The sequence below is a fragment of the Bacillus cereus group sp. MS39 genome, from assembly GCF_040448665.1.
Taxonomy (GTDB): Bacteria; Bacillota; Bacilli; order Bacillales; family Bacillaceae_G; genus Bacillus_A; species Bacillus_A wiedmannii.
Map to the genome: position 1 here is coordinate 2,070,636 of NZ_CP123058.1, position 13,594 is coordinate 2,084,229.

A 13,594-nucleotide genomic window follows, 5' to 3' on the forward strand; every position below is an offset into this window, starting at 1 on the left:
TAAAAAAATCGAACGAAATTTCAATTTGTTACCAATATAGATTGAGGGAGGGAGGGATAAAAATGGCTACAATTCTCGAATTAAAAATGTTGCTCGTTCAAATAGGAACAGAAATTGTACCACCTAGTAATCTAAAAGAAAAAATTCTAATTCAGGTTAATTTGGTGGAAGGAATAAAAATAAATAATGTTGAGGTGAATAATGATGAGTGAAGTTGTGTTAGCAGTTCAAGGTTTAAGTAAGACATATGAGAGTGTAGATACAAATGTTAGAGCCTTACAAAATGTATCTTTGGAGTTAAATAAAGGAGAACTCATTGCCATAATGGGAACGAGTGGATCTGGAAAGAGTACATTACTAAACATTCTTGGTGCTCTAGATAAGCCTGATGAGGGGGTTATCTATGTAAATGGTGAAGTACCTGAAAATATGTTCATTGAACCGTATGCGACAGAGTACAGAAGGGATAACATAGGATTTATATTCCAGTCATTTCATTTATTAAAGGATTTATCTGTAGAAGAAAATATTGCGTTACCCCTCATATTATCAGCTGATTCAGAAGAGGAGATACGAGAAAAAACAAATAAAATATTAGATGTTCTAGGTTTAGTAAATTGGAAAAATCATCGACCAGTGCAGCTTTCTGGGGGACAACAACAACGTGTTGCAATTGGTAGGGCGTTAATAACATCTCCTCCAATCGTCCTTGCAGATGAACCAACTGGAAATTTAGATTTCAATACGTCTAATGATATTTTACGGGTACTAGTCGATATGAAACAAAGATTCAATCAAAGTATGATTCTTGTTACTCATGATCCTCACATTGCTACGTATGCAGATCGGGTTCTCTTCTTTCATGACGGAGAAATTGTTGATGATTATACATGTTCTCATGGAGTAAATGATATGAATATCATTTTAGATAAATTTAAAAAATTAATGGAGAAATCAAAATGATAAAATCAGTACGAGGATTAAGTTTACGTTTTTTTAAGACGAATAAATTTACTGCTATTTCTTCTATCGTTAGCGTTATGTTGGCCGTTTCTCTAATTGTTACGATGATTGTATTTTCGAGTCATGCGAAGCAGTCTGTTATAAATGAAGTTAAAAGTTTATATGGAGATATGGATTTATCTGTTGGATATAACCCTGATCAAAATAAAGTGATCGATAAATCTTTATTTCGGAATATTAAGAACCAAGAAAATGTTGAATATATGTCAAAAGTATTCGTAAATCATTTGCAAGTGAATAAATTGAATACAGCTATTTATACAGTAGGTGTTCAAAATGATTCGTTATCTAAAAGTCGATATCACTTTTCTAAAAATTTATCAAATGAGGAAGTAACATTAAATGATGGATTAGCGGAAACTTTACAAGTAAAAGTTGGGGAAAAGGTTGAAATAGAAAATAAATCATATGTAGTAAAAGAAGTGTTACCTGATATAGAAGCTGGAGGTTCAGCTCCAGACATACTCATTTTATCGGAAGGTGCGGTGAAACAGCACGTATATGAAAAAACGGGCAAACACAGTGAAGCTACTTATGTGTTAATAAAAGCAAAAGATAATGCTGATGTACTAGCATTATCTAATCAAATTCATAAAATAGACAAAGAATTAAGAATCGATATTGCGGAGGAAGACGAGTTTTTAAAAAGTAACTTAGCGTCATTACATATTTTTATAGTTATTTTATCTATATTAATACTTATTATTACTGCGTTATTATTAATGTCTAATTTTGAAGTGTTTTTATATAAATATAAAAGTCAATTTGCTATTATGCGTTCAATGGGAGCAACAACGAAACAACTGTTTAAAGTTATATTTATTCAATGTAGTGTAATTAATTTCTTTGGTGGAATATTTGGTTTGTTACTAGCTGTAATAAGTAACCGTTTTTTACAAAGTTGGCTAGAGCATGTATTTGCTTTTCAAATTAATTCAATAAGTTTTGACTATGAAATAGCAATTGTAACAGTGATTTGTAGTATCTTTTTCATTGAATTGTTTATGATATATCCTTCATACAGAAGTTCGAAAATATTGCCAGTAAAGCTTATGCGCGAAAATGAAGAATCCGACTTTTCTAATAAAAAAACACGCAGTATTATGGGGAAATTCCTTTTAATGAGTAGCATCTTTTTAACTGTTTTAGGTGGATTTGTAGCAAATACGGGAGATACGCGGGCAATAGTGATATTAATAGGAACTATATTTCTTGTTTTAGGAGTGTATATTTTATTTCCTATTTATCTTTCTTCGATATTAATAGTATATCTACCTATGATGAAAAAAATATTTGGAAGGAATACATTTGTTGCTATTAAAAATGTAATTCCGCAAGTAAGGAAAAATACATTTGTTATCTTAATGATAAGTACAATGATGGTGATAGTTGTCTTCGGTTCCACTATATTTAAAACGATGCAAAAAAATAATGAAAGATATTTGAAACGAGAATTTCCGACACATATTGTTATCGAAAATCGTTTGAATAATGATTCAACCATTATCTCACCTCATATACAAAATATATTTAAAGAAATAAGTAGTGTAAAAGGAGCTAGTACAATTAGTACGAACTCACTGGCAGAATTAAAGCAAGGTGAAAAATATATTACTTTTGACTATAATTTAGGTGATTTGAAGGAAATGGAAAAGCAAGGGTTACTGCCCGAAGTACCTGCAAATTTGGAGAGTAGTATAGTTGTTACAGAAGAGTTAGCGGGGCGATATAAACTTCATGTAGGCGATATCGTTCAATTGGGTCTATTTTCAGAACAGGAACAAAAAGTTAGACCGACTAGTAAGGTAGAAATCGGGTTAATTGTTAATGAGCTACCGAATTCTCCTGAGGTGCTCATGGATTGGAGTAATGTAACATATAAACAAGATTATACAATTTTTGAGCGTGCATTTATTAGTTCAAATAATGAGAAAGAGACGTTGGAGCAATTAAAGGAATTGAAAGGTCAATATCCACAATTAAAAATAAGTAGTTATACTCAATCGTTAAAACAATCTAATTTAATGTTCCAGCAAAGGTGGTCCATTTTCATCGTTGTTATTGTAGTAATTTTGTTTAGTGTAACATTAGGGGTATGTAATACACTTATAAATAATATTCAATCTAAAAGAAAAGAGTTTGCTATTTTAAGAGCGATAACAATTAAGAAAAAGGGGATTGTACAAGTTATTTTGACGCAAGTTAATTTATATGTACTTATTGGATTAGTACTTGGGGTTGTTATAGGAATATTATTAACCTATATGGTTAGTATAATAGATCGTACACCTTTATTTTTTGATTTCAAACTTATTGTAACGGTAGTAGCGGGGATGTTCGGAATGGTCCTTATTATTTTTATCCCTTTTGCTAATAGAATAGGAAAAAGGGATATTGTACAAGAGTTAAATAGGGATAATAAATAAAAGAGGTTAACCCAAGTAGCTATTCAGCTACTTTTGGGTCAATCTCTTTTTTATTAACAATTGATTTGCATATTGGTGTGCTCATTAATAAATGTATAGTATAGCCCCTAAAGGAGAGAATTTGAGTCTCAACGGTTTTAATGAAAAACAAAGTATAGTGCATTATATTAGTTAAATGCCACCAAGTAATATCATTAGGTGAAGTAAGGAGTTCGCATTTCTTTTTCAAACTTATTAGTTGCATATATGAAAAAGTATGCTAATATAGGGTTACTTATTAAACGTGTTTAATAAGTGTAATTAAAACCACTTATTAAAGTCGTTTAATAAGTGGACCCCATATAATAAAAAGGAGATGATTGTATGAAAACGGAGAAGGAAAAGATGTTGGCAGGAGAAATGTATATTGCGGATGATGAAGAATTAGTGGCTGATAGGGTGGAGGCAAAACGTTTAACACGCCTTTATAACGAGGCGATGGAGACAGGAGATGAACAACGTTTTACGTTATTAAATCAGCTTTTAGGTTCTTCAGCTGATGGGAAAACCCACATTAACCCTGATTTTCGTTGTGATTACGGCTACAATATCCATGTTGGAAAGAGCTTTTTCGCAAATTTTAATTGTGTTATTTTAGACGTTTGTGAAGTTCGAATCGGTGATAATTGTATGTTTGCACCTGGTGTCCATATTTATACGGCCACTCATCCTTTACATCCGGTGGAACGGAATTCTGGTAAAGAATATGGAAAGCCTGTAAAGATTGGTAACAATGTTTGGGTTGGCGGGGGAGCTATAATTAACCCTGGTATTTCAATTGGAGACAACGCTGTAATTGCTTCAGGGGCAGTTGTGACAAAAGATGTACCTAATAATGTAGTTGTTGGTGGTAACCCAGCCAAAGTTATTAAAACGATAGACTTATAGAAATCGTTTTTTACGGGTACATGAATAAACAGGTGTCTTATCGTATAGACAATGTGGAAGGCGTTTCATATGGAGAAATATAGTGCGGACAATCATAAAAAGACATTACATGCCTCTCGAAATGCTCTTTTTCTCTTATTTGCTTTGCCAGGCGTCGCGTTTGCTACATGGATTTCAAGAACAGCAGCTACTCGAGATATGTTAGCAGTGTCAAATGCAGAAATAGGCTGGATTTTGTTCGGACTATCTGTTGGTTCAATAATTGGTTTACTGAGTGCAAGTTGCTTTATTGACTGTAAGGGAGCTAGAGACGTTATTATAGGTAGTATGTTTTTTATGATTGTTGGATTGATTTGTTTAGGTTTAAATATTTATTTTGTTTCTAGCATTGGGGCTTTTAGTAGCTTACTAGTATTTGGAGTAGGGTACGGATTGGCGGAAGTCGCATTGAATGTAGAAGGTTCTTCCATTGAGCAGAAATTAGGAACAACTCTTCTTCCGAAATTCCATGGCTTTTTTAGTGTAGGAACTTTAGTAGGCGCGCTCAGTGGTACTGCCGCAGCGTCGCTTCACATCCCAATTCTGTATCAGTTTCTTACGATTTCGGTCGTGTTTGTATTACTTGTATGTATGTTGTATCGTTTTCTTCCGCATGGAACAGGAAAGAAGGAGAAATCGGGGAACAAAAAGCGAGCGAAGCACACTGCCTTACGTATGGAAAAAAAGGTGCTTTTAATTGGTCTTTTTGTACTCGGGATGGCATTTGCAGAAGGAAGTGCAAATGATTGGCTACCTATCGTAATGGTAGACGGACATGAACAAAGTGTAGTGACAGGTTCTATTATGTATACAATTTTTGTATTGGCAATGACGTTAGCTCGTATGTGTAGTAGTTATTTCCTTGATCGATTCGGTCGTGTCAATGTTTTGCGTGCTACTATTATGATGGCTATTATAGGAATGACAATCGTCATATTTGGGAGTAACTCATATTTTCTAGCATTTGGTGTAGTACTGTGGGGGATTGGTGCAGCGCTAGGTTTCCCGATTGGACTTTCAGCTGCTGGAGATGACCACGAAAATGCGACTTCTAATGTTGCTACAGTTTCTATAATCGGTTTTACAGCGTTTTTAGTCGGTCCACCATTTTTAGGCATACTTGGAGAAGCATTCGGAATAGGTAATGCCTTGCTAGCTGTTTTATTATTTGTTATCTTGTCTGGAATTGTATCGTCTGTTACGAGAGAGAATACATCGAGTTAAATACGGAGTGCCGCTAGTAGAAATATATCATCTCTATTGCTTTAGAAAATGATGTATGATATATTGTCAACGCAACTTATTAAAAGTGTTTAATAAGTATGTTGATTAAGGTGGTGAGCGATTTGAGTGAACAATTTGTTACTCAAAAATCGATTAAAGAGACGATTCTTCGCGGCATTCGTACAGCTCTTCTAGAGCGAGGTAGTGCAACGAAAGTTGAACTTAGTAATACATTAGAAATTAGTTTTCCAACGATAAGTAAATTTATAGAAAATATGAAACAAGACGGTGAAGTCACTTTAGTCGGTCTAGATGATTCAAGTGGTGGAAGAAGAGCGAAACGATATGCTTATAATCCGGAATATATGTTAGGTTTAGCGATATTTTTAGAAAAAAATGAGACAAACTATACAATTTTTAACTGTTTAGGGGACGTAAAAGAGCAAGGAAGTACTTCAAGTGTATTAGTTGACACTGGCGTGAATCTATTATCTAAACATATTGAAAGTCTTATAGCTACATTCCCGAAAATAAGCTCTATATCAATTGGTGTGCCCGGTTCGGTTGATAATGGCCGTATTTTTTATATACCTGGTTATGAAAAGTTCCAAAATTTTAATTTGAAAAGTCATTTGGAGGATCTGTTTTCTATACCTGTAGTAATAGAAAACGATATGAATGCCGCAGTGCTCGGTTATTATAAAGGAACTGGAAATAACGACAATTCCTCTCTTGTATATTTATATTCAGGTCAAAATGGCCCAGGTGCGGGGATTATGGTAAATGGAGATGTCGTACGCGGAAGTACATTTTTCTCAGGAGAGATATCTTTCGTCCCGCAGTACGATAATAAAAATTTCTTGCAAGCTTTGAGAAGTGGAGACGAAGTTGAAAATTCCAATAATCCAGAGGAATATAATATAGATGCTATTACCCGTTTAATAGCTACATGTATAGCTATTATTAACCCTCATGGATTCATCTTCTGTGATGATGAAGTGAACCAATTTGTAATAGATCAAATTGTAAAAAGTTGTCCGCAGTACATTCCGGCGGAACATATTCCGAAAATAACAGTGAGTAATTGGAAAGAAGATTATTTGTATGGGTTAAAAAGCCTTGGACTGGATCTTATGATTACGAAAACAAATAAAGAAAATTAAATGTGCTGGCAATGAAACATCCAATTGTCAGTTGAATAACATAAAAGAAAAGATGGCGATTATGAAAATTGAACATGTAGCAATTTGGGTGAATGATTTAGAAGGAATGCGTGATTTCTATAAACAGTACTTTAATGGTGAAGAAAATAGCTTATATCACAATCAGAAAAAGCAGTTTGAATCTTATTTCATAACTTTTGAAGGTGGTGCGCGTCTAGAATTTATGAGACAGGTAGGGATAGACGAGAAAGTACAAACGCAAACAATAGGATATGCGCATATTGCTTTTTCTGTAGGTAGTAAAGAAAAAGTGAACGAATTAACTAATACATTAAGAGAAGCAGGATACCCTGTGTTAAACGGCCCGCGTACCACAGGGGATGGTTACTATGAAAGTGTAGTAAGTGATCCTGAAGGAAATCAGATTGAGATAACGATCTAACGTTTTATTTACTAATAACGAATAAAACTATAAAACTTTGTTGTTCCCCAAAATGTTTACGAGAAACTTATTATTTCTTCAGAAAGGGGGACATAACATTGAGTGAGTCAATTTTGATTTTCTGTATATATCCATTGCTTATTTGTATTTTTTCAATAGCTGGGACTTATAAAATAGGTACATTTTACGTGATACCAATGGTAACATTTCTTATTTTTCTTATATTAAATGTTACATTGTACGATCCACCATTTTTCTTTTGGGTGGGCATGTATACTATTTTTTCATTTATTGTTTCTTATATAACTATCCTTTTTATAAAGGAATATAAAGTTGTAGAAAGAGAACGTTAATATCATTTTGGGGAAATAGGGATTTGCGGTGAACGATAATAACCTCATTTCACGTTGTCATGACGGGAAATGAGGTTTTTTTATTTCTATTTTTAATTGGAGTGATGAAAATCGCGAAGAATCCTCTCAATGATTGGATGAAGCGTAATAGGCAATTCATCAAGTGGAAAGAAGCGTAATTCTTTTGACTCAGTTTGATCACGTATAAGTTCACCGTTAAATTCGCGGCAAATATAAACGACTAGTACACCGTGTACTTGATCGCCGTTTGGGTAGATTTGAAAGAAATCAGGTCCTGAGTATGTACGGAATAGTTCTGGATTTTTAATGATAAGTCCCGTTTCTTCATATACTTCTCGCTTTAAAGTCTCTTCTAACGTTTCGTTATATTCTAAGGCACCACCAATAATACCCCAGCGGTTAAAATCTGTACGGAGCTGCAGTAATATTTCATTTTTCTCATTTAATATAATGGCGTGTGAACCGATTAAAATAAGTGGTTGATTACCTACTAGATTTCTCATGTCTTCAATATATCCCATAGTTGTTCTCCTTATATTTTAATAATAGTTAGGAAGTTCTTTTAACATTCTTTCTGTTTTACGTGCTGTAAATGCTAAGTTATGATCATCTTTTGTTCTGAAAAATAATGTGCGTAAAAAGGTTTTAATGTTGGCACATAAAATACAATACTCATTAAGCGAAAGGCGTTTTCTAATTTGAGGAAGCCTTTTTATTTTTTTATGAATAATAGAGACTAACTCGTCTTGTGGAAAGTCATGATACAGCATTGCTAGTAACGGCGTAATAATGCGTTCGTCTTCGTTATTGTGAAAAAGATCAGATGGGATAAAAATTTTATTTAATAAGCAATGAATTAATTCTTCATACCATTCAAAGGTCGTATAGGAATTGTGAACAATTTCAGTAAAGGCATCTGATACGTGGGCAAGACAATGAGCCCATCCTTTATTTTCAATATAGCCTCGAAAATCCGTTTCTAAGTTTGTATATGAAATGAGTTTGTTTTTTATTTCTTCAATATCTTCCTCTGTGAAAAAGTAGTGCGAGTTAGCGAATTGGAGTATTAGCGCGATTAACGAAACAGTGTAAGAACGTGTGAAAACCCCATCTGTATGTGGGGAGTGAATATCACAATATAAATACTCATCGCTTAAACAAGTTTGCAGAAGTAATTTCAGCTGATCATCCATAAGGAATTCATGATGAATGAAATAGGAAAAGCATTTATATATAAGTTGGTAACGAACGTAACTATCAGTCGTTCCGACATACTGAAGCATATTGAGCGTTAACTCATTTATATCTATATGTTGCAGTTGCGTATAGTCATTTTGTTGTATAAGCTCTAACTGTTGTTGTAACGTTGTAATATCCAATGGAGAACCTCCTCCGCACTTTAAAGATGCGATGTTTTCTAGTATTCTATATATTCAAGGACAATCCTGCTCATGCAAGGAGAACAAGTAGAAAATCGAGTATGACATAGATGAGGGAAGTATATGATGACTATAGAACAGTTAGAAAAACATTTTAAAATAAGAAGAAATGCTTCTTCTATCATGATAAAAGAAAATAATGCAGAGTCTTTTACAGAAGAGCAATTAAAGGAAATGATGCAATATTGCGTTGCTGAGGCTGAAAAAGAGGGAATAGAAAACTTACATTTTGAGATTTCTTCAAAAAGCCCAAATTACGATGTGTATAAGAAATGTTTTGAAACGTATTTATTTGAATATGTTACTGAAAACATGATTGTGTTTAAGGATATATATGAAGTAGAAGATGTAGAAAGTGAAATTGATTTTAAGCTTATTGAAGAAGTAGGAGAAGATACTTTTTATTCTCTTTGGAATGAAATGACGGAAGAACAAGTCACTTATGATCAATTTGTAAATATGATGTTGCAAGAAATTGGTGAGCAATGGAAAGAGCATTGTTTAACAGCGAGTGTAGGTGAAGAGCCGGTAGGAATTGTAATCCCGCATATTGAAAAGGGGACGTTAGAAGAAGGAAAACTAATGTATTTCGCAGTTGCTCCAAATATGCGAAATAAAGGATATGAAACGGTATTCTTTACAGGAGCAATGTTTGTCTTAAAAGAAATAGGCGCATCATATTATATTGGCGAGACAAATGTACAAAATGAGTGGATGAAGGATGTTTTTGAAAAGAATGGATGTCAGTTATTAAGTTCTACTGAGCGATATGTGAGGAAGGTTTAGGAGGGTGAAAAAGGTTCTTGAACTTGTTTAACGGGAATCCGTGTACAAATTTTGAACAAGTAAAAGAACTTCTTGCCTGTTTGTAAGATAAAAAGAAAAATGAGAACGACAAAATAGATATTTCTATAATACAATAAAGAAAGATTCGATTATACGAGAAAGTGTTGGTGAAAGAATGGAGCAGCAAAGAAATTGGTTACAAGCGACTGTAGAAAGAAATGAAGACAATACGCTATATATAAAGTGGGAAAATAATATAGAAGAAGTTCGTATTTATTGGAGTACTTCACCAGATCATATTGAAGAAACTGGAGAATTACTTGCAACGGTAAATGGAGAATCATCATGTACAATTGAAAACCCGAGTGAAAATGAGCGTCCATATTTTAGAATAGTAGGAAGTAATGGACAAGCAGTGACAGTAGCTGAGCGTAGATTGCCATTACAAGGCGCGTTTAACTTCCGTGATATGGGAGGCTATGAAACGACTGAAGGCCGTAAAGTAAAATGGGGCAAGTTGTACCGTTCTGAAGAATTAGCAGGACTAACAGAGTGGGATATCGACTATTTAAAAAAGTCTGGGTTAAAGTTAATTTGTGACTACCGTACAGATTTTGAAGTGAAGCATAAGCCGAATCCTGAGATTACAGGTGCTCGTCAAGTGTGCTTACCAGTTATGCAAGATTTAGCGAAAGACTTGAATATTAATGAATTTTTCCAAGTTGGTGACCTTTCTATGTTAGGGAAACCAGGCGAGTATCTTGTGAAAATGAATCAAGATTTCGTAAGTGGTAATGAAGCATTCGTAAGTTTCTTAAACTTAGCACAAAATCCAGAAAACTTACCGTTAGTAAACCACTGTACAGCTGGAAAAGACCGTACTGGATTTGGATCGGCACTGTTATTACTTTTACTAGGTGTACCGGAAAAAACAGTAATGGAAGACTACTTACTAAGTAACGGTTTCCGTGAAAAGTTAAATGAAAAAATGATGGCCTTTTTAGGTGCAAAATTACAAAACGACGAAAGCAGAGCAATATTAGGTGCAATGTTTGAAGCGCGCGCTGAATATTTACAAGCTGCAATTGATGAAGTGAAAAAGCAATACGGTTCAGTTGAAGCATATGCTGAAAAAGCACTTGGCTTTACGAAAGAGTCGTTAGAGGAAATGAAAGTGTTATTGCTAGAGGATAAATAATGAGGGGGGAGGCTAATTGGATTAGCCTCCTGTTTCTATTATGAAATTTTTCGTTGCCTTATTATCCCTATGACAATTGGAATAACTGTCCCAATTAACAATATCGGTAAAAATAATTTTCCGAAACCGCCGCTCCATTTTAAAGCTATTGAAATGGTTTCAAATTGGATGAAAGCAAAAATAAGTAAACAGACATTTTTTAATTGATTTAGCATTTTTCTGCTGTTTAAATAAAACTGTTTAGCGTTTAATTCATTCAGTCTTTGTGGGTAGTTATGAACTTCTGGAAACTTTTCTAAAGCCTGCATTAAAAGGAGTATGAATAGCCCTATTCCTGGCAAAAGCAAAAGTTCCCACTTTGATCCCCAGCGATCTACAGCTCCATATGCGTTATAATGTGCGGGCACTTCCTCGGGCAATCTTCCCCAAATGATGATCAAAAAAATGATTGATCCAAAGAACAATGAATATCCAATGATATCTCCAGCCCATTCACTTTTTGTTTTTGGGATGTGTATTTTTGGTCTTTCCCACGAATTTACTATGTCTTTCCGCCCCTTTCTATTCCTGTATTACCTTTTTAAAATCGGGTCATTATCCAAATTATCTCAAATTTATAGTGTTTTCACAATTAATTATTTTTGAATAACATAACTCGTATGCCTTAAAGCAACTTTAAATTCTCTGTACAGTTACTATTTATAAAGGGAAAAAGTTCGACTTAAGAGCCAATTAATGAGAAAATACAAGTTGTAAATAACGTACTAGTTGAGGAGAGCATAATGAAATATAAAGTTATATTATTCGACGTAGACGATACATTATTAGATTTTCCTGAAACGGAGAGAAACGCATTGCATAAAGCGTTTGTACAGTTCGGGATGCCTACAGGGTATAATGATTATCTTGCAAGTTATAAAGAGATTAGTAATGGATTATGGAGAGATTTAGAAAATAAAATGATTACGCTAAGTGAATTAGCGGTAGATCGATTTAGACAATTATTTGCCATTCATAATATAGAAGTAGATGCACAGCAATTTAGTGATGTATACCTTGAAAACTTAGGGAAAGAAGTACACCTTATAGAAGGTGCAGTGCAATTATGTGAGAAACTACAAGATTGCAAGTTAGGTATTATTACGAATGGATATACGAAGGTACAACAATCGAGAATTGGAAATTCGCCTTTATGTAATTTCTTTGATCATATTATTATTTCAGAAGAGGTTGGTCATCAAAAACCAGCACGTGAGATTTTTGATTATGCATTTGAGAAGTTTGGGATTACTGATAAATCAAGTGTACTAATGGTCGGAGATTCGCTAACTTCTGATATGAAAGGCGGAGAAGATTACGGCATTGATACGTGTTGGTATAATCCAAGTTTGAAAGAAAATAAGACAGATGTTAAGCCGACTTATGAAGTGGAGAGCCTGCTACAAATTTTAGAAATTGTGGAAGTGGCGGAAGAAAAGGTAGTTTCATTTTAATCGTGTCGATATAATTTGAGTTGCGTTCAATTTATAGGTACGATCGGTGTAATAACTAGAGGTGAGTGAAAGATGTTAACGTTTTTATTTGAGTTAGACAAGGCTATTCCGCAGGAGGATGAGCCAAAGTATGATGCTTATACAAAGGGCTTTATTGAAGGGGATTTAACGATTCGCGCGAGTGACAGCGTACTTTTTCAGAAGTCATGTATGAAGGTCGCAGAGCTCGGCATTTATTTAGGACAGTGGATGGAACAAGTACAATACGGTCAAAACGTACATATGAATTATGAAACGAGTGACCGTGAGGAAGTAATTCTCGGATTCTTCTATGAAGAGGAAGATCAGTGGAGAATTTCTTCTAGTTGGCAACAATTTGAACTTCAAGAGCGTATATCCACGACAGCATTAGTAGAGAGCGTTCAACGTTATTTATATGAGCTAAATAAGGAACTGCGCGCGATAGAATATCCTGTTACGTTTGATCAGTATTTAAGAGGAGAGCGAGTGATACAGCTTTCTTACAAACGACTGTGCGATAGTAAAGCGGATACGACGTCGATAGAGGTTTACAATGAAAGCAAGCAAGTAGGCGCAGTACGGGGCTATTATAAAAATACGTTGATGAGAGTGCTAGACTTTATTCCGAAAGTCGGTAGTAATATCATTTATGAAATAAAGGATAGTAAGGACAATATTCGCGTCATTGCAAAGGATGTAAGTAGGCAGCGTCAAAGAAGGATTTTAGTAACGTACATCGATAATAATGATGCAGAGCATGAAATACTTGTATGTGATGGAAAGTTATTAGATGCAAATTTCTTATTTACCTTTACATATAAGGGAGAAGAATATGTTGTTCACAAAACTTCAATTGGACTGGGAAAGTTATTGCGAAACGGCTATGTAATCGCAGATTGGAATATTCGTCTTGAGGAAGATATGTATGATATCAAAATGGATGTATATGATGAAGATTATATAGAGGATCAATACTTACTGTTAGGCGTATTTCATGCTGTTTTGTATGGGTGATAAATGAGTAGTACCGGTATTCTTC

Annotated in this window: 15 protein-coding genes; 12 read left to right on the forward strand and 3 right to left on the reverse strand. The window is 34.2% G+C overall.

Annotated features, from left to right (window positions below):
• The first annotated feature begins 62 nt into the window (after nt 1–62).
• The 8 genes from QEP67_RS10790 (at nt 63) to QEP67_RS10825 (ending at nt 7,597) form a co-directional block, all read left to right on the forward strand.
• Nucleotides 63–212 carry a hypothetical protein gene (locus QEP67_RS10790; protein WP_000201172.1) on the forward strand — a complete coding sequence of 50 codons (150 nt, stop codon included), beginning with the start codon at nt 63–65 and terminating at the stop codon, nt 210–212.
• Nucleotides 205–963 carry an ABC transporter ATP-binding protein gene (locus QEP67_RS10795; RefSeq protein WP_000005821.1) on the forward strand — a complete coding sequence of 253 codons (759 nt, stop codon included), beginning with the start codon at nt 205–207 and terminating at the stop codon, nt 961–963. The genes QEP67_RS10790 and QEP67_RS10795 overlap by 8 nt, the downstream gene beginning before the upstream one ends.
• Nucleotides 960–3,449, forward strand: a complete 2,490-nt coding sequence (locus QEP67_RS10800) for an FtsX-like permease family protein (protein WP_353706574.1) — start codon at nt 960–962, stop codon at nt 3,447–3,449. Before QEP67_RS10795 ends, QEP67_RS10800 begins: the two co-directional genes overlap by 4 nt.
• Nucleotides 3,450–3,812: 363 nt before the next feature.
• Nucleotides 3,813–4,376, forward strand: a complete 564-nt coding sequence (locus QEP67_RS10805; RefSeq protein WP_000845606.1) for a maltose O-acetyltransferase — start codon at nt 3,813–3,815, stop codon at nt 4,374–4,376.
• A gap of 69 nt (nt 4,377–4,445) precedes the next feature.
• Nucleotides 4,446–5,639, forward strand: a complete 1,194-nt coding sequence (locus QEP67_RS10810; protein WP_353706575.1) for an MFS transporter — start codon at nt 4,446–4,448, stop codon at nt 5,637–5,639.
• A gap of 122 nt (nt 5,640–5,761) precedes the next feature.
• Nucleotides 5,762–6,802, forward strand: coding sequence for an ROK family protein (locus QEP67_RS10815; protein ID WP_000003041.1), 1,041 nt, complete (start codon nt 5,762–5,764; stop codon nt 6,800–6,802).
• Nucleotides 6,803–6,863: 61 nt separating this feature from the next.
• Entirely contained in the window at nt 6,864–7,244 is a 381-nt protein-coding gene (locus QEP67_RS10820; protein ID WP_064470924.1) for a VOC family protein, read from the forward strand.
• Nucleotides 7,245–7,342: 98 nt separating this feature from the next.
• The gene (locus QEP67_RS10825) at nt 7,343–7,597 is read left to right on the forward strand and encodes a YbeF family protein (RefSeq protein ID WP_000004305.1); all 255 of its coding nucleotides are present in this window, start codon (nt 7,343–7,345) and stop codon (nt 7,595–7,597) included.
• Nucleotides 7,598–7,689: 92 nt separating this feature from the next.
• On the opposite strand, the gene QEP67_RS10830 is transcribed toward QEP67_RS10825, so the two are convergent.
• A complete protein-coding gene (locus tag QEP67_RS10830; RefSeq protein WP_000540481.1) occupies nt 7,690–8,139 on the reverse strand; it encodes an NUDIX hydrolase in 450 nt (149 codons plus the stop codon).
• 18 nt (nt 8,140–8,157) lie between these two features.
• A complete protein-coding gene (locus tag QEP67_RS10835; RefSeq protein ID WP_000355707.1) occupies nt 8,158–8,997 on the reverse strand; it encodes a DUF2785 domain-containing protein in 840 nt (279 codons plus the stop codon).
• Nucleotides 8,998–9,120: 123 nt separating this feature from the next.
• On the opposite strand from QEP67_RS10835, the gene QEP67_RS10840 reads away from it, so the two are divergent.
• Both QEP67_RS10840 and QEP67_RS10845 read left to right on the forward strand, forming a co-directional pair.
• Complete coding sequence (locus tag QEP67_RS10840; RefSeq protein WP_000988270.1) at nt 9,121–9,843, forward strand: GNAT family N-acetyltransferase; 723 nt, start codon at nt 9,121–9,123, stop codon at nt 9,841–9,843.
• 175 nt (nt 9,844–10,018) lie between these two features.
• Nucleotides 10,019–11,041 carry a tyrosine-protein phosphatase gene (locus tag QEP67_RS10845; protein WP_000437825.1) on the forward strand — a complete coding sequence of 341 codons (1,023 nt, stop codon included), beginning with the start codon at nt 10,019–10,021 and terminating at the stop codon, nt 11,039–11,041.
• 38 nt (nt 11,042–11,079) lie between these two features.
• On the opposite strand, the gene QEP67_RS10850 is transcribed toward QEP67_RS10845, so the two are convergent.
• Entirely contained in the window at nt 11,080–11,505 is a 426-nt protein-coding gene (locus QEP67_RS10850; RefSeq protein WP_002108012.1) for a DUF1648 domain-containing protein, read from the reverse strand.
• A 318-nt stretch (nt 11,506–11,823) separates the two neighbouring features.
• Between QEP67_RS10850 and QEP67_RS10855 the strand changes: the two genes are divergently transcribed.
• Nucleotides 11,824–12,534 carry a YjjG family noncanonical pyrimidine nucleotidase gene (locus tag QEP67_RS10855; RefSeq protein WP_000875923.1) on the forward strand — a complete coding sequence of 237 codons (711 nt, stop codon included), beginning with the start codon at nt 11,824–11,826 and terminating at the stop codon, nt 12,532–12,534.
• 72 nt (nt 12,535–12,606) lie between these two features.
• The gene (locus QEP67_RS10860; RefSeq protein WP_000955090.1) at nt 12,607–13,569 is read left to right on the forward strand and encodes a hypothetical protein; all 963 of its coding nucleotides are present in this window, start codon (nt 12,607–12,609) and stop codon (nt 13,567–13,569) included.
• Nucleotides 13,570–13,594: the final 25 nt, after the last annotated feature.

Coding starts and splice junctions, on each gene's coding strand:
- QEP67_RS10790 (WP_000201172.1), top strand. CDS start 63: ATGGCTACAATTCTCGAATTAAAAATGTTGCTCGTTCAAATAGGAACA.
- QEP67_RS10795 (WP_000005821.1), top strand. CDS start 205: ATGAGTGAAGTTGTGTTAGCAGTTCAAGGTTTAAGTAAGACATATGAG.
- QEP67_RS10800 (WP_353706574.1), top strand. CDS start 960: ATGATAAAATCAGTACGAGGATTAAGTTTACGTTTTTTTAAGACGAAT.
- QEP67_RS10805 (WP_000845606.1), top strand. CDS start 3,813: ATGAAAACGGAGAAGGAAAAGATGTTGGCAGGAGAAATGTATATTGCG.
- QEP67_RS10810 (WP_353706575.1), top strand. CDS start 4,446: ATGGAGAAATATAGTGCGGACAATCATAAAAAGACATTACATGCCTCT.
- QEP67_RS10820 (WP_064470924.1), top strand. CDS start 6,864: ATGAAAATTGAACATGTAGCAATTTGGGTGAATGATTTAGAAGGAATG.
- QEP67_RS10830 (WP_000540481.1), bottom strand. CDS start 8,139: ATGGGATATATTGAAGACATGAGAAATCTAGTAGGTAATCAACCACTT.
- QEP67_RS10840 (WP_000988270.1), top strand. CDS start 9,121: ATGATGACTATAGAACAGTTAGAAAAACATTTTAAAATAAGAAGAAAT.
- QEP67_RS10845 (WP_000437825.1), top strand. CDS start 10,019: ATGGAGCAGCAAAGAAATTGGTTACAAGCGACTGTAGAAAGAAATGAA.
- QEP67_RS10855 (WP_000875923.1), top strand. CDS start 11,824: ATGAAATATAAAGTTATATTATTCGACGTAGACGATACATTATTAGAT.
- QEP67_RS10860 (WP_000955090.1), top strand. CDS start 12,607: ATGTTAACGTTTTTATTTGAGTTAGACAAGGCTATTCCGCAGGAGGAT.